At 62.2% G+C, this 16,527-nt stretch carries 17 protein-coding genes; 14 read left to right on the forward strand and 3 right to left on the reverse strand.

Annotated elements, in window-relative coordinates:
• Nucleotides 1-20: 20 nt before the first annotated feature.
• Both flgC and flgB read right to left on the reverse strand, forming a co-directional pair.
• Nucleotides 21-431, reverse strand: coding sequence for a flagellar basal body rod protein FlgC (flgC, locus tag PHAMO_RS00415; RefSeq protein ID WP_002725293.1), 411 nt, complete (start codon nucleotides 429-431; stop codon nucleotides 21-23).
• Between the two features lie 22 nt (nucleotides 432-453).
• Nucleotides 454-855 carry a flagellar basal body rod protein FlgB gene (gene flgB, locus PHAMO_RS00420; RefSeq protein ID WP_002725295.1) on the reverse strand — a complete coding sequence of 134 codons (402 nt, stop codon included), beginning with the start codon at nucleotides 853-855 and terminating at the stop codon, nucleotides 454-456.
• A 117-nt stretch (nucleotides 856-972) separates the two neighbouring features.
• Here flgB and uvrB point away from each other — a divergent pair, with 117 nt between their 5' ends.
• Nucleotides 973-3,093 carry an excinuclease ABC subunit UvrB gene (gene uvrB / locus PHAMO_RS00425; protein WP_002725297.1) on the forward strand — a complete coding sequence of 707 codons (2,121 nt, stop codon included), beginning with the start codon at nucleotides 973-975 and terminating at the stop codon, nucleotides 3,091-3,093.
• Between the two features lie 13 nt (nucleotides 3,094-3,106).
• Here the strand turns inward: uvrB and PHAMO_RS00430 are convergent, their stop codons facing one another.
• Entirely contained in the window at nucleotides 3,107-3,856 is a 750-nt protein-coding gene (locus tag PHAMO_RS00430; protein ID WP_002725299.1) for an MgtC/SapB family protein, read from the reverse strand.
• Nucleotides 3,857-3,993: 137 nt separating this feature from the next.
• Here PHAMO_RS00430 and PHAMO_RS00435 point away from each other — a divergent pair, with 137 nt between their 5' ends.
• From PHAMO_RS00435 to hypF, 13 genes are all read left to right on the forward strand, one after another.
• Nucleotides 3,994-4,335: a hypothetical protein gene (locus PHAMO_RS00435; RefSeq protein ID WP_002725302.1), complete on the forward strand. Its 342-nt coding sequence runs from the start codon at nucleotides 3,994-3,996 to the stop codon at nucleotides 4,333-4,335.
• Between the two features lie 88 nt (nucleotides 4,336-4,423).
• Nucleotides 4,424-5,848 (forward strand): SDR family oxidoreductase, encoded by a 1,425-nt coding sequence (locus PHAMO_RS00440; RefSeq protein WP_002725304.1) that lies wholly within the window; start codon nucleotides 4,424-4,426, stop codon nucleotides 5,846-5,848.
• A gap of 299 nt (nucleotides 5,849-6,147) precedes the next feature.
• Nucleotides 6,148-7,266: a hydrogenase small subunit gene (locus PHAMO_RS00445; protein ID WP_002725305.1), complete on the forward strand. Its 1,119-nt coding sequence runs from the start codon at nucleotides 6,148-6,150 to the stop codon at nucleotides 7,264-7,266.
• A gap of 17 nt (nucleotides 7,267-7,283) precedes the next feature.
• Nucleotides 7,284-9,074 (forward strand): nickel-dependent hydrogenase large subunit, encoded by a 1,791-nt coding sequence (locus PHAMO_RS00450; RefSeq protein ID WP_002725307.1) that lies wholly within the window; start codon nucleotides 7,284-7,286, stop codon nucleotides 9,072-9,074.
• Between the two features lie 72 nt (nucleotides 9,075-9,146).
• Nucleotides 9,147-9,872 carry a Ni/Fe-hydrogenase, b-type cytochrome subunit gene (gene cybH, locus PHAMO_RS00455; RefSeq protein WP_002725308.1) on the forward strand — a complete coding sequence of 242 codons (726 nt, stop codon included), beginning with the start codon at nucleotides 9,147-9,149 and terminating at the stop codon, nucleotides 9,870-9,872.
• A gap of 3 nt (nucleotides 9,873-9,875) precedes the next feature.
• Nucleotides 9,876-10,460 carry a HyaD/HybD family hydrogenase maturation endopeptidase gene (locus PHAMO_RS00460; RefSeq protein ID WP_002725309.1) on the forward strand — a complete coding sequence of 195 codons (585 nt, stop codon included), beginning with the start codon at nucleotides 9,876-9,878 and terminating at the stop codon, nucleotides 10,458-10,460.
• Nucleotides 10,461-10,465: 5 nt separating this feature from the next.
• Entirely contained in the window at nucleotides 10,466-10,768 is a 303-nt protein-coding gene (gene hypC, locus PHAMO_RS00465; RefSeq protein WP_002725310.1) for a HypC/HybG/HupF family hydrogenase formation chaperone, read from the forward strand.
• A gap of 16 nt (nucleotides 10,769-10,784) precedes the next feature.
• Nucleotides 10,785-11,591, forward strand: a complete 807-nt coding sequence (locus tag PHAMO_RS00470) for a hydrogenase expression/formation protein (RefSeq protein WP_002725311.1) — start codon at nucleotides 10,785-10,787, stop codon at nucleotides 11,589-11,591.
• Nucleotides 11,588-12,067 (forward strand): [NiFe]-hydrogenase assembly chaperone HybE, encoded by a 480-nt coding sequence (gene hybE / locus PHAMO_RS00475; RefSeq protein ID WP_002725312.1) that lies wholly within the window; start codon nucleotides 11,588-11,590, stop codon nucleotides 12,065-12,067. The genes PHAMO_RS00470 and hybE overlap by 4 nt, the downstream gene beginning before the upstream one ends.
• Nucleotides 12,064-13,104, forward strand: coding sequence for a hypothetical protein (locus PHAMO_RS00480; protein WP_002725313.1), 1,041 nt, complete (start codon nucleotides 12,064-12,066; stop codon nucleotides 13,102-13,104). The genes hybE and PHAMO_RS00480 overlap by 4 nt, the downstream gene beginning before the upstream one ends.
• Nucleotides 13,097-13,438: a hydrogenase maturation nickel metallochaperone HypA gene (gene hypA, locus PHAMO_RS00485; protein ID WP_002725314.1), complete on the forward strand. Its 342-nt coding sequence runs from the start codon at nucleotides 13,097-13,099 to the stop codon at nucleotides 13,436-13,438. The genes PHAMO_RS00480 and hypA overlap by 8 nt, the downstream gene beginning before the upstream one ends.
• Nucleotides 13,438-14,280: a hydrogenase nickel incorporation protein HypB gene (hypB, locus tag PHAMO_RS00490; RefSeq protein WP_040566014.1), complete on the forward strand. Its 843-nt coding sequence runs from the start codon at nucleotides 13,438-13,440 to the stop codon at nucleotides 14,278-14,280. Before hypA ends, hypB begins: the two co-directional genes overlap by 1 nt.
• Nucleotides 14,281-14,297: 17 nt before the next feature.
• Nucleotides 14,298-16,526: a carbamoyltransferase HypF gene (gene hypF, locus PHAMO_RS00495; RefSeq protein WP_040565992.1), complete on the forward strand. Its 2,229-nt coding sequence runs from the start codon at nucleotides 14,298-14,300 to the stop codon at nucleotides 16,524-16,526.
• Nucleotide 16,527: the final 1 nt, after the last annotated feature.

A 16,527-nucleotide genomic window follows, 5' to 3' on the forward strand; every position in this document is an offset into this window, starting at 1 on the left:
ATATCCTAGGGTGATCGGCGCTAACGGAGCATCTCGACCGTGCGCGACAGCAGGGTGCGCGAGGTGTTGATGACATTCATGTTGGCCTCGTAGCTGCGCTGGGCCTCGCGCATGTCCATCATTTCGATCAGCGGGTTGATGTTGGGAGTCAACACATACCCCTCGCGGTCGGCGGCGGGGTGTTTGGGATCGTAGCGACGCTGGAAGTCGGACGAATCGCCTTGAACCTTGTCAACCTTGACCTTGTTGATTCCGGTCGAACGGTCGAGTTCGTTCTTGAAGGTGACGACCTTGCGGCGATAGGGCTGCCCCTCGGGGGATTGGGCAGTGGAATCCGCGTTCGCCATGTTCTCCGAGATGACGCGCAGCCGCTGCGACTGTGCCTTCATGCCGGAAATGGCGATCTGTGTGCTTTTACTCAGTTCGTCCATGGCTCTTATCCTGGTTTACGATCTAACGCTGTCCAAGTGCATTCATAATCATCTTTTGGTATTTCTGGAACAGCGAGGCAGAGGTGTTGAACGAAGTGCCGGATTCGCCAATTTTGGCCATCTGCTCTTCCAGGATGACGGCGTTACCGTCCGGGGCGGATTCATAGGTTTTACGCTGTGTCACCGACTTGAATGGATCGATCCCCATCTCCGGCACGATGTGTGCCGAATTGGTGGCGACGGCGGTGACGGTCGGAGCCTGGGTGCCGGTTAGCACTTCTTTAAACGACACCGGCTTCAGATCCTTGGGCAGATAGCGCGGGGTGTTGGCGTTGGCGATATTTTCCGCCAGCACTTCCTGGCGCTGGGCCAGCCAGTCCATCTGTGCCTTGGTCACCTTGAAAATGTCGAGCTTATCGTACATCGTCCGACCTTTCGACCGGCGACGGGGCAGACTCTTCTTCCCCTGCGACCGGTGTCATGCACTTTCGCCCCAGTGCCTTTAAGATTCGGTAAAGCCCAGCGGAGTTATCGTCTCGCCATGATCCGTCCCCTCGTCGATATCATCGAGCGTCCACCCCTGCCCGAGGGCGAGGCGGTGTTCGAAATCGTTTCCGACTATCAGCCCGCAGGCGACCAGCCCCAGGCGATCGAAGCGCTGTCGCGGGGTGTCGTCGAGGGCGAGCGCGATCAGGTTCTTCTTGGCGTGACCGGCTCGGGCAAGACGTTCACGATGGCCCAGGTGATCGCCCGTACCCGTCGCCCGGCCTTGGTTCTGGCTCCCAACAAGACGTTGGCCGCCCAGCTTTATGCCGAGATGAAGGGCTTTTTTCCCAACAACGCGGTCGAGTATTTCGTCTCCTATTACGATTATTATCAACCCGAAGCCTATATTCCCCGTACCGACACGTATATCGAGAAGGATTCGGCGATCAACGAAGAGATCGACCGGATGCGCCATTCCGCCACCCGCGCGCTGCTGGAACGGCGCGACGTGATCCTGGTTGCCTCGGTCTCATGCATTTACGGCATCGGTGCGGTCGAATCGTATGCGCGGATGACGGTCACGCTGAAAGCGGGCGAGTCGATTGATCGCACCGAATTGCTGCGCCGTCTGGTCGAATTGCAATACACCCGCAACGATGCCGCCTTCGAGCGGGGAACCTTTCGGGTTCGGGGCGATGCGGTCGAGATTTTTCCGGTTCATTACGAGGATCGCGCTTGGCGGCTGTCGATGTTCGGCGACGAGATCGAGACCATCCACGAATTCGATCCCCTGACCGGCGAGCGGACCTGTGGCTTGTCCGAGGTGACGGTCTATCCGTCCAGTCACTACGTCACGCCGCGCCCGACGATTACCCAGGCGGTCAAAGGGATTAAGGTCGAGCTGAAGCAGACGCTGGAGCGCTTCAACCAGGAGGGAAAGCTGCTGGAGGCGCAGCGGCTGGAGCAGCGCACGACCTTCGACATCGAAATGATGGAGGCCACCGGCCACTGTAAGAGTATCGAGAATTATTCCCGCTATCTTACCGGCCGCAATCCGGGCGAGCCGCCGCCGACCCTGTTCGAGTACCTGCCCCGCGACGCCCTGCTGATCGTCGATGAAAGTCACGTCACCGTGCCGCAGATCGGCGGAATGTATCGCGGCGACTTTCAGCGCAAGAGTGTGCTGGCTGAATTCGGTTTCCGCCTGCCGTCCTGCATCGACAACCGCCCGCTGAAATTCGAGGAATGGGAGGAGATGCGACCGCAGACGATCCACGTCTCGGCGACTCCCGGCCCGTGGGAGATGGAGCGGACTCGGGGCGTGTTCGTCGAGCAGGTGATCCGTCCCACCGGGCTGATCGATCCGGTTTGCATCGTCCGCCCGGTCGAGCATCAGGTGGACGATCTGCTGGGCGAATGCCGCGAGGTGGCCTTAAAAGGCTTCCGCATTCTGGTTACCACGCTGACCAAGAAGATGTCCGAGGATCTGACCGAATTTCTTCACGATAACGGCGTGCGGGTCCGCTATCTCCATTCCGATATCGACACGCTGGAGCGGATCGAGATCATCCGCGATCTGCGCCTGGGGGCGTTTGATGTGCTGGTCGGGATCAATCTGCTGCGCGAGGGGTTGGATATCCCGGAATGCGCCCTGGTCGCGATTCTCGACGCCGACAAGGAGGGCTTCCTGCGGTCGAAAACCTCTTTGGTCCAGACCATCGGCCGCGCCGCCCGGAATCTCGAAGGCCGGGTGATCCTCTATGCCGACAAGATGACCGCCAGCCTCGATTACGCGATTTCCGAGACCAACCGACGGCGCGAGAAGCAGCAAGCTTATAATATCGCCAACGGAATTACTCCCGAGAGCATCCGCAAATCGATCACCGACGTGATCCACAGCGTACCGGAGCAGGATTACGTTACCGTCTCGACCGGCGATGCCGGGTTGGGTCACGCCGTCGGCAAGTCGCTGGCCCAGATCCGCGCCGATTTGGAAAAGCGGATGAAGGCCGCGGCGGCCGATCTGGAATTCGAAACGGCCGCCCGTTTGCGCGACGAACTGCGCCGACTGGCTGCCGCCGAACTGGAACTTCCCGTTCCGGGCGGCGGCGCGCCGCGTGCGCCTCAGGCTCCGCCGGGACGGACGCGGCGCAAGGGTAAGGGACGCGGTGCCTGACGTCTCGTCTCGGCTAGTTTTTGGCGTGGGAGATCTGAAATCCTTCAAGTCCGGGCAGGGCGGCCAGGGTGGTGGCAAGGCGGTCGATCGAGGGGATTCCCGTGTGTCGTGACAATGCCAGGAAGTGCCATTCCGTCCACTCTGCTGTGATCTCGATCGATAGGGATTCCGGGATCAGGGTAAAGCCGTGCTCGACGATCAGGTGGTTCAACTCGACCTCGGACAAGGCTCTGCCCTTGGCGCAACGGAGCTTGACCGCCAGTTCGTGATTGGATGGCAATTGTCGCTCGACCCACCTCAGCGCCAGCATCCCAAAAGTCGCGAGAAGGGTCAGGACGAGGGCGGTGGCATAAAAGCCGATGCCGACGATCACACCGATCACCGACACCGTCCAGATCGAGGCGGCGGTGGTCAGGCCGCTGATGGTGAAGCCATCCTTCATGATGACTCCGGCGCACAGGAAGCCGATTCCGGTCACGACACCTTGGATCACGCGGGTCGGATCGCCGACCAGCCCGCTGGCCGCGCCGCCGCCATACCACGAGGTCGGATGGCCGACGACGACGGTCAGCGCCGCCGAGGCCATGCAGACGAAGCCATAGGTCCGCATCCCCGCCGCGCGTCCGTTCCACGTCCGCTCATAGCCGACCACCAGCCCGAGCAGCAGAGCGCCGACGACGGTGAGGCTGGCCAGAAGATTATCCTGTACGGCGCGGTCGGACCAGTAAGCGACGGCGATATCGGCCAGGGTCTGTGTGGTCATCGTGGCGGGCCTTTATCGAAAACCAGCCTATTGTGCGATCAAGTCTTCGGGATATGAACTGATTTCGTCGGTCTCTGTGTTATTGTCGAAGGATATGATCGCCAAGCTGGGTAAAACCGACCAGTGGGGAGGATTTGATGTCTGGATACAGAGTTTCCTTCATCCGTTCATCCGGCTGGACTCGTCTGGGTCTTGCCGGGGGTGTGCTGTGTCTTTTCCTTACCCCGATGCTGTGGTCGTTCGGGTTGTTCGGCGATGGCGATGTGGCCTTGCGGCGAGCGATCGTGTTCGCGTTGTCGGGAACGTGGCTCTTTGGCCTTGGCTTCTTCCTGATCGGATGGGCCTTGCAGGGCTTTGTCATTCGGGTGCGGACGTCCGAGGACGAGGACGATCACCATGGCGCGGCGCGGCCATCGGGATCGTCGTCCGGCCATCCCCCGGCGGCGGGTCGGCATGCGGTCGGAGGACGGACGGGCTGATTTCCGAATGCGTTAAATAGGCAAGAGGTTAAAGCTATCAATCGGTGTATGCTTTCCGGGCGTCCCTCTCTTGAACGGGGTCCTGGCGATGCGTGCATTGGTGTTTGGTGCCTCGGGCTATGTCGGATCTAATCTGGTTCCGGCCCTTCTTTCCGCCGGTCACGTCGTCCGTGCCGCCGCCCGCCGTCTCGACGCGATCGAGGCTCGGGAATGGCCCGGAGTCGAATGTGTCCAGGCTGACGCCTTGCGTCCCGACAGTCTGGCGGCGGCATTGTCCGGCATCGACGTCGCTTACTACCTGGTTCATTCGATGGCGGCGGGGAGCACTTTCCCCGAGATCGACCGCCGGGCCGCCGTCGCATTTCGCGACGCGGCGGCAAAAGCGGGCGTGGGACGAATCGTCTACCTTGGCGGGTTGCAGCCCAAAGGGGGGCGCTCGACGCATCTGGCGTCGCGCTCGGAAACCGGCGATGTGCTGCGGGATGGTTCCGTTCCGGTCACCGAGATTCGAGCCGGAATTATTATCGGTCCCGGATCGGCGGCATTCGAGGTGATCCGTGATTTGGTGTTCCATCTGCCCGCGATGGTGACGCCCAAATGGGTTCATTCCCGGTCGCAGCCGATCGCGCTCGACGATATTTTAACCTACCTGATTAGAATCCCCGAATTCGCCCAGTCCGCCGGTGAGATCTATGACGCGGGCGGGCCGGAGATCTTGACCTATCAGGACATGATGCGTGAGTTCGGCGAGTTGGTGGGCCGCCATCCGGTGATTGTGCCGGTTCCGTTTCTGACGCCGCGTCTGTCGTCTTATTGGCTGGCTTTGGTGACGTCGGTGCCCGCCAACATCGCTCGCGCGCTGATCGGCGGACTGGAACACGACGTTCTTGCCGACGATGCGGCGATCCGCGCCTTGATTCCGCTTTCGCTGAAAGCATACCGGGACGCGGCCCAGGCTGCGCTTGAGGCCGAGCGGACGGCCAGCGAACCACCGCGCTGGGTCGAGGGGTCGATGCGGCATCGACAGAACCGCCCCGATTTCGCGTATTACGCCAAGTTCTATCGTGCCGAGGCAACAGCAACGGCGTCTCCAGAAGAGGTCTGGGCCCAGATCACCCGGATCGGTGGCGATAACGGATATTACTTTCTCGATTCTCTTTGGCAGGCGCGGGGGATGTTGGATGGCCTGTTGGGCGGAGTCGGGATGCGCCGGGGGCGTCCTTCGTCCGATACGGTCGTGGTCGGCGACGTGATCGATTTCTGGCGGGTGATCTCCGTTCAGCCCCTCAAGCGTCTGACGTTACTGGCCGAGATGCGTCTTCCGGGATCGGCAACGCTCGATTTCGAGATCAGTCCCGCCGGACCCGGCCGGGTTTTGATTACGGTGACGGCCTATTTCCATCCTGCCGGGTCGTTGGGCATCACCTACTGGAATGCGCTGCTCCCCATCCATGCCGCCATTTTCCATGGGCTGGTGCGGGAGATCGCTCGCCGGGCCGTTGCCTCGTCATAATCGTTCACGGCCAAGCCGAAACGGGGTGAATATTGGAGCGAAGCGCAGGCTTGGCGCGGTCCCATTGAAAATGCAGAATATCCCGGACACGCTCTATTTTGTCGCATCATTGCGATGCGGCAGTGGAGCGTACCCGGTAAGAATTCGTGTTCGACAGAACTTTCCCCTCTTTGCATAGGCGCGGTTTGTGCGTTACCCTTCTGACGGGTGGCTGTCGTCCTGGAAGAAATCAAAGACGCACGCACGCTCCAAGAATAAAAAAAGACAGGTAGGCACGACACGTCGAGGAGAGATGGCCGATGAGCGCTCAGATCGAGACGTTCTACGAGTTGATCCGTCGTCAGGGAATTACCCGTCGAAGCTTTATTAAATTTTGTAGTCTGACGGCGGCCGGTCTTGGCCTCGGTCCGGCTGGCGCGGCCTCGGTGGCTCAGGCGCTCGAAACAAAACCTCGCGTACCGATTATCTGGATGCATGGGCTTGAGTGCACATGTTGCACCGAAAGCTTCATCCGTTCCGCGCATCCCCTGGCCAAGGATGTCGTGTTGTCGATGATCTCTCTCGACTACAACGACACCATTATGGCCGCTGCCGGTCATCAGGCCGAAGCGATCCTTCAAGAAACCCGGCAGATGTACAAGGGCCGGTATATTCTGGCCGTCGAGGGTAATCCGCCTCTGAACGAGGACGGGATGTACTGTATCGACGGTGGCCGTCCGTTTGTCGAACGGCTGACTGAGATGGCCAGTGATGCGATGGCGGTTGTCGCCTGGGGTACTTGCGCCTCGTGGGGCTGCGTCCAGGCGGCTAAGCCGAATCCCACTCACGCGGTGCCGATCGACAAGGTGATCCGCAACAAGCCGATTGTCAAAGTTCCCGGATGTCCGCCGATTGCCGAGGTGATGACCGGCGTCATCACCTATGTGACGATGTTCGGTCGGCTGCCCGATCTCGACCGCCAGGGACGGCCGAAGATGTTCTATTCCCAGCGCATTCACGACAAATGCTACCGGCGCCCGCATTTCGACGCCGGGCAGTTCGTCGAGGAATGGGACGACGACGGCGCGCGCAAGGGGTTCTGCCTCTATAAAATGGGTTGCAAGGGTCCGACCACCTATAACGCCTGCTCGACGACACGGTGGAACGGCGGCGTGTCGTTCCCGATCCAGTCGGGTCACGGTTGTATCGGCTGTTCCGAGGACGCGTTCTGGGACAAGGGATCGTTCTATGACCGGCTGACCGGAATCAACGCCTTTGGTGTCGAACGCAATGCCGACGAAATCGGACTGGCTGCCGCGGGCCTTGTCGGCGCGGGTATCGCCGTCCATGCCGGTATCACGGCCGTCCGCCAACTGACCGCCAAACCCAGGGACATCAAGGCCACGACGTCCGATCCGACCAATCCGAACGCTGGCTGACAGGGGAATACATCGTCATGGGCGCTCAGACACCGAATGGCTTCTCCCTCGACGCGTCCGGCAAGCGGATTGTTGTCGATCCCGTTACGCGCATCGAGGGACATCTGCGCGTTGAAGTGAACGTCGATGAAAATAACGTGATCCGCAATGCCGTCTCGACCGGCACGATGTGGCGCGGGATCGAAGTGATCCTGAAAGGACGCGATCCCCGCGACGCCTGGGCCTTTACCGAGCGGATTTGCGGCGTTTGCACCGGGACCCACGCCCTGACCTCGGTGCGAGCGGTGGAAAACGCGCTGAAAATCGACATCCCGGAAAACGCCAATACGATCCGTAACCTGATGCAGCTTGCTCTTCAGGTCCACGATCATCTGGTCCATTTCTACCATTTGCATGCGCTCGATTGGGTCGATGTGGTGTCGGCGTTGAAGGCCGATCCGAAGGCGACCTCCGTTCTGGCGCAATCGATCTCGCGCTGGCCGATGTCGTCGCCCGGTTATTTCAAGGATCTCCAGACCCGTCTGGGCAATTTCGTCGAGTCCGGCCAGCTCGGCCCGTTTAAGAACGGTTATTGGGGGCATCCGGCCTACAAGTTGCCGCCCGAGGCGAACCTGCTGGCGGTGGCTCATTATCTGGAAGCGCTCGATTTCCAGAAAGAGATCGTCAAGATCCACACCATCTATGGCGGCAAGAACCCGCACCCGAACTGGCTGGTCGGCGGCGTGCCGTGCTCGATCAATGTCGATGGCACCGGGGCGGTCGGTGCGATCAATATCGAACGGCTGAATCTGGTTTCGTCGGTGATCGACCGGACCCTGGATTTTGTCGAACAGGTCTATTTGCCCGATGTCGTCGCCATCGCCGGGTTCTATAAAGACTGGCTTTACGGCGGCGGGCTGTCGTCGAAATCGGTGATGTCCTATGGCGACATTCCCGAACACGCCAATGACTATTCAGACAAAAGCCTTCTGCTGCCGCGCGGGGTCATCCTGGGCGGTAATCTGAAGGAAATCCACGAGATCGACCTGAACGCGCCGGATCAGATCCAGGAATTCGTTGCTCATTCCTGGTACAAATATCCCGACGAGACGATCGGTCTGCACCCCTATGACGGCGTGACCGAACAGAACTATCAGCTTGGTGCCAACGCCAAGGGCAGCAAGACCAATATCGAGGCCCTTGACGAATCCGCGAAATATTCCTGGATCAAATCGCCGCGTTGGAAGGGCAATGCTGTCGAGGTCGGTCCACTCGCCCGTTACATCATCGGCTATGCTCAGGGCAAAGCGGAATTCAAGGACCCGACCGACAAGTTGTTGACCGATCTCGGTCTGCCGCTTTCGGCACTGTTCTCGACACTGGGACGCACCGCTGCGCGCGCCCTGGAATGCCAGTGGGCGGCGCAAAAAATGCGCTATTTCCAGGACAAGCTGATGGACAGCATCAAGGCGGGCAATCTTGCCACCGCCAATGTCGATAAGTGGCAGCCCTCAACCTGGCCGAAAGAGGCGAGGGGCGTCGGCTTCACCGAAGCGCCACGCGGCGCGCTTGGCCACTGGATACGGATCAAGGACGCCAAGATCGACAATTACCAGTGTGTCGTCCCCACCACCTGGAACGGCAGCCCGCGCGATCCCAAGGGCAATATCGGTGCGTTCGAGGCATCGCTGCTCGACACGCCGGTCGCCGATCCGAATCAGCCGTTGGAGATCATCCGCACACTGCATTCCTTCGATCCCTGTCTCGCGTGTTCGACCCATGTGATGAGCCCGGACGGGCAAGAGATGGCGAAGGTCACCGTGCGCTGACATTTGTCGGCGTAAGGCGACCCGCCCCATTGCACCGTCACGACGTGAACCCAAGTCGGAAGGGGAAAGGCTATGGCGGAACTCACTAAACTCCAGGGGGCCATCGACAGCCAGGGCGAGCGCGCGGTAAGCCGCCAGACCGTCTATGTCTATGAAACGGCGGTTCGGCTGTGGCACTGGATCAACGCGCTGGCGATCACCGTGCTGGGAGTGACCGGATATCTTATCGGTTCGCCCCTGCCTTCGATGCCGGGCGAGGCCAGCGCTTATTACGTCATGGGCTATATCCGTTTTGCCCATTTCTCCGCCGGGTATGTACTCGCCATCGGGTTCCTGTTCCGGCTGTATTGGGCCTTTGTCGGTAATCGCTATTCCAAGCAGATCTTCGTTCCGCCGGTGTGGAGCAAGCTATGGCGCTGGGGATTGGTCTACGAACTGAAGTGGTATCTGTTCCTGGTCAAGGACCCGAAAAAGTATATCGGGCACAACCCGTTGGGCCATGCCGCGATGTCGAGCTTCGTCGTCGTGCTGATCTTCATGATCTGCACGGGGTTTGCTCTTTATTCGCAGGGGACGGGGAATGACAGCTGGCAGTTCGCGCTGTTTGGCTGGGTATTCAGTATCTGGCCCAACGCCCAAGACGTCCATACATGGCATCATCTCGGCATGTGGTCGATCGTGATCTTTGCCATCATCCATGTCTATGCCGCAATCCGCGAAGACATTCTGTCGCGCCAGAGCACGATCTCGTCGATCGTATCGGGCGAACGTGTGTTCCGCGACGATTTCCGGCACTGATCCATGATCGCGACACACTCACCCGCCTTGCCGAAAACCCTTATCCTCGGCATCGGCAACATTTTGTGGGCCGATGAAGGTTTTGGGGTGCGAGCGGTGGAGGCATTCCACCGCCGCTATGCGGTGCCCGAAAGCGTGACCGTGCTCGATGGCGGGACACAGGGGCTTTACCTCGTCCAATTCGTCCGCGAGGCGGACCAGCTTTTGGTGTTCGATGCGATCGATTACGGCCTTGCCCCTGGCACGGTGAAAATCGTGCGGGACGACGAGGTGCCGAAATTTACCGGCGCGAAGAAGATGAGTTTGCACCAGACCGGCTTTCAAGAAGTGTTGAGCGCAGCGGATTTGCTGGGATCGTATCCGCGCCGTCTGGCCCTGGTCGGCTGCCAGCCGCTCGATCTTGAAGATTGGGGCGGCCCGTTGACAGTTCCGGTGCGGGCGGCGCTGGCCCCCGCACTGGAAGCCGCGCTGGCAATTCTGGACGAATGGGGGCTTGTCGTTACCCCCCGTCCTGCCGGAGACGACGGGGCGGGGTTACTGGCTCACGATATCGATGTCGCCAGTTTCGAGCGTCGCGCCGGGGAGTAACGCGAATGTGTATCGGGCTGCCGATGCGGGTGGTGACGGGCGGCGACTTCTTTGCCGAATGCGACCGCCGGGGAACGATAGAGCGAGTCTCTTTGCTGCTGATCGGGCCGCAGCCTGCGGGAACCCCGGTCCTGGTTTATCTGGGGACGGCGGTGCGGGTTCTGGGGGCCGAAGAAGCGCGGTTGATCGACGACGCCCTGGACGGCGTTGCCGCCGCGATCGAAGGACGGCCCTACGACCATCTGTTTGCCGATCTGATCGATCGCGAGCCGGAATTGCCCGACTTCCTGCGGGTGCCAAGCGTTTAGTCCGGGAGGAACCGCGATGATTCTGGATCTTCTGGGGGAAAGCGGGGACAAGCGCGCGCCATCGCTGTCTTTTTTGTCGGGGAGCGGAGCCGAAGAGGCGGTGGCGCGCTGTCCGCGTGTCGCCGCTCTGTTGCCCCGGCTTGCCGAGGCTCTGACGGCGAGGAGCGCGGGGCAGTCCGATCACCGCTTCGATCTGGCCGGTCTCGACGAATTGGAACTGACCCTGATCGCTGATGTCCTGGGCGAAGGCGAGGTCTCGGGCGTCGTGACCATGCCCGATGGGATCGTCGCTCACATCGAGGAAGCGGTGATGGCGGGGCTGTGGCGCGTCCGTTGTGTCGATTCCGAGGGCCGGATCGTCGCCGACTACCTTGACGTTGCTGCCATTCCCGAGGCAGTACGTGGTGCCGCGACCGTCCTGACCCGTCCCGACATCGCGCTTGCCGCTCTCCCTGCGGGCCTTGTCACCGCGTCGGTGCTGGTCGCCGAGATTGGCGCCCACCTGGAATCGTGGCGTCCGGGGCAGCCCAACCGCGTCGTTACCGTTTCGCACCTGCCGGTTCCACTTGAGGACATGACCTTCCTTCAGGAACTGCTCGGCACGGGGCCGGTCCGAATCTTATCACGCGGTTATGCCAGTTGCCGGGTGGTTTCGACCGCGACCCGTCATGTCTGGTCGGTGCAATACGTCGATGCCGCCGGAGCCATCGTGCTCGATACGCTGGAGATTGGCGACGTGCCGGCGGCGGCCTGCGCCACCGAAGAGGATATTCGCGATTCCGCGTTGCGGGTGGCCCAGATCGACCGGGCCTATTTCGCATGATGGATGCGGCGAGGCAGGTTGGCGACCGGCTGGAGGCGATCTATCGCGAGATCGACATCCGGTCGATGCGGGATTTGCCGATCCATAACCCGCGGCTGGAGGTTCAGGCGGTTGGGTTCCGCCCGCACCGGGGATGGGCAATCGGCGCTCTTGTCACCCCGTGGTTCATGAATATCTGTTTGGCCGAAATCGCGGGCGGTTCGTCGCTGCCCCCCGCCTTGCCCGGCGATAGTCATGCCCTGGCGTTGCCACTGGGCACCCTCGATTTTGTTGTCGGATCGGTCGAGGGATTCGGGCGGCTGGATTCAGTGTCACTGTTCTCGCCGATGGTGTCGTTCGACGATCCCGAGGTGACGCGGATCACGGCGACGGCGGCACTGGCGGCGTTGTTCGAATCAGTTCCATCCCCTGCCGCCCTGGCCGTGCCGCGCAATCGCCGCGAGATGCTGTTCGGGCGCGGAGCCGTCGTATCGTGACCGCGCCATTGTCTGTCGGCTGTGTTCATATTGCCGCGACAATGGCCGAGGGAGCCGTTGTTGCCGCCTCGATCGCCTGCGATCGTCCCTACAATATCGGGGCTGTGCTCGTTCGCCATCCGTTGGATCAAATCCCCGATCTGGTCGGGCGTCTCCATACGTTATGCGCGGTCTCGCAATCGCTGGCGGCCCGATCCGCCCTGACGGCGGCGGGTGTGTCGCTTGGTCCGTTCGATTCTGCTTTGGCCGAGCGCCGCCTTGCCGCCGAGCGTCTGGTCGAGCTTCTTCGGGCGACGGCGATCGGGTTCGCCGACGTGGTAACGCCCGACCCGAACGAAATCCAGGCATTGCGGCATGTTTTGGCCGCTGGGAGCGGCACCCTGGCCAATGGAACAGCCGATGGAGCCGGGATTGAAGAGGCGCTGGCCGTGCTCGGTCTTACGGAGGACCTGCCTTTGCCTGAGTCCTGGGCCGGGCGGGTTACGTCTTGCGCGGCCGAGATCCTGTGGTCCGATGAGGGCGTGATCGACCCGCTTGGCCCGGATGACGATGAGGCAGTCGTTGCGGCGCTGCTTGACGCGGGCGAGGCATTTGCGGCGCGGCCGGTTCTGCCGGGTCGCCGGGTTCATACCGGCCCGGTCGCTCGCGCCGCGCGGGCCGGTCGCCCGTGTCGTCGGCCCTTGTCCGCCCGCTTTGCCGAAATTGCCCAGGCGGCGCGACGTGTGGCCGGAATGGTCGAGGAGACCGCGATTCCCTGGCTGCGGGCCGGGCAGATTGCGCCCGGTATCGGCTTTGCCGCTATCGAAGGCCCACGGGGGCGACTTCATCATCTTGCCGTTCTGGACCGAGGCGGCCGCCTCGACCGCTACCTTATCCTCGCACCGACGGCATGGACTTTTGCCCCTGACGGCCCGTTCGCCGCAGCGCTGACTCGGCTTCGTCCCGGCGGAGCCGTTTCCGTCGAACGAAGCGTTGCCCGGTTGGCCGCTTTGTTCGATCCCTGTGTCGCCTGCAAGATCGTGGTGACTCATGCATGAGATGGCGCTGGCTGAAAGTGTGATCGATCTGGTCGAAGACGCGATCCGCGACAAAGATATCGCGCAGGTGAAAAGTGTGGTGGTCGAGGTCGGAATCCTCAGTCATGTCTCGCCCGAGGCATTGCTGTTTTGCTTCGATGCGGTTTGCCGCGACAGCGCGGCGGCGGGAGCACGGCTGGAGATCGTCCGGGTGGCGGGGGCGGGCTGGTGCCTTGATTGCGGCAAGACCGTTCCGCTGTCCGAGCGGTTCGGCGCGTGCCCCGAATGCGGCCGTCATCATGTCCAGATGACGGCTGGAGACGAATTGCGAGTCAGGGAAGTGGAGATCGGATGATGTGCACCGTTTGCGGATGCGGCGAAGCGTCGGTCGAAACCGGCAAGACCGGAGCCGACCATGTTCACTCTCACGATCACGGCCACGATCACGGCCACGGCCATAGCCATGATTATGGAACGGGGCTGGCGGGGGTGCATGTGCCGGGACTGAGCCAGGAGCGAATCGTGCGGATCGAGCGCGATATCCTGTCGAAGAACGATTCCCATGCTGCCGCCAACCGGGCGCGGCTGGCGGAATTGGGTGTTTTCGCGCTGAATCTGGTTTCCAGTCCCGGTTCGGGCAAGACGGCGTTGCTGGTCCGTGTTCTCTCCGATCTGGTTGGAAAAGTTCCGGTCGCGGTGATCGAAGGCGATCAGCAAACCTCGAACGACGCCGCCCGTATCCGTGCCACCGGCGTTGCCGCGATCCAGATCAACACCGGCAAGGGCTGCCATCTTGACGCTCATATGGTTGGGCATGCTCTGGATGATTTGCCTTTGGAGCCGGGGAGTGTGCTGTTCATCGAGAATGTCGGCAATCTGGTTTGTCCGGCGGCGTTCGATCTGGGCGAGGCGCACAAGGTGGTGGTGCTGTCGGTCACCGAGGGCGAGGACAAGCCGCTTAAATATCCCGACATGTTCGCCGCCGCCGATCTGATGCTGCTCAACAAGTCCGATCTGTTGCCGCATATCGAATTCGATGTTGCCGCCTGTGTCGCCAACGCGCTGCGGGTTAATCCTCGTCTGAAGATTCTAACGGTGTCGGCCCGCAGCGGCGAGGGACTCGACTCGTTTCTCGATTGGGTCAGGGCTGGGCAGGCGCTGGCCCGCGCGACGGCGAAGGCCGCCGCTTTGGCGTGAGGCGAAAGGATCGGGCGGTGACGCGGGAAGCGATCCGGCTGCGTGGAAGGGTCCAGGGCGTCGGCATGCGGCCGTTCGTGTTCGGTCTGGCCGAGCGGCTGGGGCTGGTTGGTTTTGTCCGTAACGATGCCGAGGGGGTGGCGATCGAGGTCGAAGGAACGGCCGTCGAAGCGTTCGCCGCGGCATTGCGGGCCGAAGCGCCGCCGCTGGCCCGGATCGATGCGCTGGAACGTCGCCCGCTTCGTTCCCGTGGCGGGGATGGCTTTGTCATCGCGCCGAGCGGGGAGGGCGGCAGGGCTGCCACCTCGATTCCCGCCGATGCCGCGACCTGCGATGCTTGTCTGGACGATCTGTTCGACCCGGCCAGTCGCTTTTACCTCTATCCCTTTGTCACCTGTACCCATTGCGGGCCGCGTTTCACCATTACCCGCGCCGTGCCCTATGACCGCTCCAATACTGCGATGGACGGGTTCGCGTTGTGCCCGGAGTGTGACCGCGCGTATCGCGATCCCCGCGACCGCCGCTTTCATGCCGAGCCAATCGCCTGCCCGGTCTGTGGTCCCCGCCTCAGTCATCCCGTCGCCGAAATCGTCGCGGCGCTGTCGGCCGGGCGGATCGTCGCGGTAAAAGGGATCGGCGGCTTTCACTTGATGTGCGATGCCCTCAACGAGCAGAGCGTCGCCGAATTACGGCGGCGCAAGGCCCGCGAGGCCAAACCCTTTGCCGTGATGATCGCCAATGCGGTTTCGCTCGATCGCTTCGCCGTGCCCGAGGCGGCGCACCGCGACTTGATCGCGACCCCGGCACGGCCCATCGTCCTGATGCCTCTGCGTCCCAACATCCTGGCTCCCTCGGTCGCGCCGAATTTGTCACGGGTGGGGTTTTTGCTTCCTTATGCCCCGCTTCACCACCTGATCTTTCACGAATTGGCAGGGCGGCCGCAGGACCGGGCTTGGCGGAACCGGGCGCTGTCGGTCGCGCTGGTTGCCACCAGCGCCAATCCCGGAGGCGAGCCGCTGGCGGTTGAGGACGACGACGCCAGACGGCGGTTGGCCGGGATCGCCGATCTGATCGTGACCCATGACCGCCCGATTCTGGTTCGGGCCGACGATTCTGTGATGGCGGTGGCGGCTGCCAAGCCGGTCTTTTTGCGGCGGGCACGCGGGTTCGTGCCCGATCCAATCGATCTTGGCGCGGATGGCCCGTGCGTTCTGGGTGTCGGCGCGCACCTGAAGGCGACGGTGACACTGACACGCGGGCGCGAGGCGTTCGTTTCCCAGCATATCGGCGATCTCGATACGGTGGAGACGGTTCGGTTCTATCATGAGACGGTTGCCCATCTGTCGCGGGTGCTGGATGTCACCCCCGACCTCATCGCCTGCGACGGGCATTCTGATTACGGTTCGACCCGTTATGCGGAGGCTTTTGACCGTCCCCTGTTGCGTGTTCAGCATCATGCCGCTCATCTGGCCGCAATCGCGGCCGAACACCAGCATCGCGGTCCTTTGCTCGGAGTGGCGCTCGACGGTCATGGTCGCGGCGACGATGGCGGCAATTGGGGCGGCGAAATGATGATCGTCGCGGGCGCGACATGGCGGCGGATCGGACATCTGCGGCCGCTGGCCCTGCTGGGCGGCGACCGTGCGGCTCGTGAACCCTGGCGGATGGCAGTCGCGGCGCTGTATGCGCTTGGGCGGCTGGACGCGGTTCCCGCGCTTTTTCCTGAAATACCGCTGGCGGCGGCGTTGGCGGCGCGGGTTGTCGCTGCGCCGACCACCACTAGCCTGGGACGTTTGTTCGACGCCGCGTCCGCTTTGTTGGGCTTGCGCACTCACCAGGATTACGAGGGGCAGGCGGCGATGGAACTAGAGGCGCTGGTGACGGCGCCTCGTCGGCTGGAAGGGGGCTTTGTTCTGACCGGCGATACACTTGATTTCACCCCGCTGCTGGCGGCTTTGGCCGCGCCGGGAATCGATTGTCGCGCCGGGGCGGAGCTGTTTCACGGTACGCTGATCGCGGGCCTTGCCGCCTGGATCGCTGGGGCTGCGTCACGCCAGGAGATGGATTGTGTTGCGCTGGGCGGCGGCTGCCTGATGAATTGCGTGTTGGCGGACGGGCTGGCCGCCGCGTTGCAAGAGCGTGGGCTGAAGCCGCTGCTGGCGCGGGCGGTGCCGTGCAACGATGGAGGGCTATCGTTGGGGCAGGCCGCGATGGCGCGGGCGTGGGCAGCCGGGTCGGACTCGTGAA

This window comes from Magnetospirillum molischianum DSM 120 (genome assembly GCF_000294655.1).
Classification (GTDB): Bacteria; Pseudomonadota; Alphaproteobacteria; order Rhodospirillales; family Magnetospirillaceae; genus Phaeospirillum; species Phaeospirillum molischianum.

Excerpts from the sequence above, each read along its gene's own strand:
- flgC (WP_002725293.1), bottom strand. The coding sequence starts at position 431 with ATGGACGAACTGAGTAAAAGCACACAGATCGCCATTTCCGGCATGAAG.
- flgB (WP_002725295.1), bottom strand. The coding sequence starts at position 855 with ATGTACGATAAGCTCGACATTTTCAAGGTGACCAAGGCACAGATGGAC.
- uvrB (WP_002725297.1), top strand. The coding sequence starts at position 973 with ATGATCCGTCCCCTCGTCGATATCATCGAGCGTCCACCCCTGCCCGAG.
- PHAMO_RS00430 (WP_002725299.1), bottom strand. The coding sequence starts at position 3,856 with ATGACCACACAGACCCTGGCCGATATCGCCGTCGCTTACTGGTCCGAC.
- PHAMO_RS00435 (WP_002725302.1), top strand. The coding sequence starts at position 3,994 with ATGTCTGGATACAGAGTTTCCTTCATCCGTTCATCCGGCTGGACTCGT.
- PHAMO_RS00440 (WP_002725304.1), top strand. The coding sequence starts at position 4,424 with ATGCGTGCATTGGTGTTTGGTGCCTCGGGCTATGTCGGATCTAATCTG.
- PHAMO_RS00445 (WP_002725305.1), top strand. The coding sequence starts at position 6,148 with ATGAGCGCTCAGATCGAGACGTTCTACGAGTTGATCCGTCGTCAGGGA.
- PHAMO_RS00450 (WP_002725307.1), top strand. The coding sequence starts at position 7,284 with ATGGGCGCTCAGACACCGAATGGCTTCTCCCTCGACGCGTCCGGCAAG.
- cybH (WP_002725308.1), top strand. The coding sequence starts at position 9,147 with ATGGCGGAACTCACTAAACTCCAGGGGGCCATCGACAGCCAGGGCGAG.
- PHAMO_RS00460 (WP_002725309.1), top strand. The coding sequence starts at position 9,876 with ATGATCGCGACACACTCACCCGCCTTGCCGAAAACCCTTATCCTCGGC.
- hypC (WP_002725310.1), top strand. The coding sequence starts at position 10,466 with ATGTGTATCGGGCTGCCGATGCGGGTGGTGACGGGCGGCGACTTCTTT.
- PHAMO_RS00470 (WP_002725311.1), top strand. The coding sequence starts at position 10,785 with ATGATTCTGGATCTTCTGGGGGAAAGCGGGGACAAGCGCGCGCCATCG.
- hybE (WP_002725312.1), top strand. The coding sequence starts at position 11,588 with ATGATGGATGCGGCGAGGCAGGTTGGCGACCGGCTGGAGGCGATCTAT.
- hypA (WP_002725314.1), top strand. The coding sequence starts at position 13,097 with ATGCATGAGATGGCGCTGGCTGAAAGTGTGATCGATCTGGTCGAAGAC.
- hypB (WP_040566014.1), top strand. The coding sequence starts at position 13,438 with ATGTGCACCGTTTGCGGATGCGGCGAAGCGTCGGTCGAAACCGGCAAG.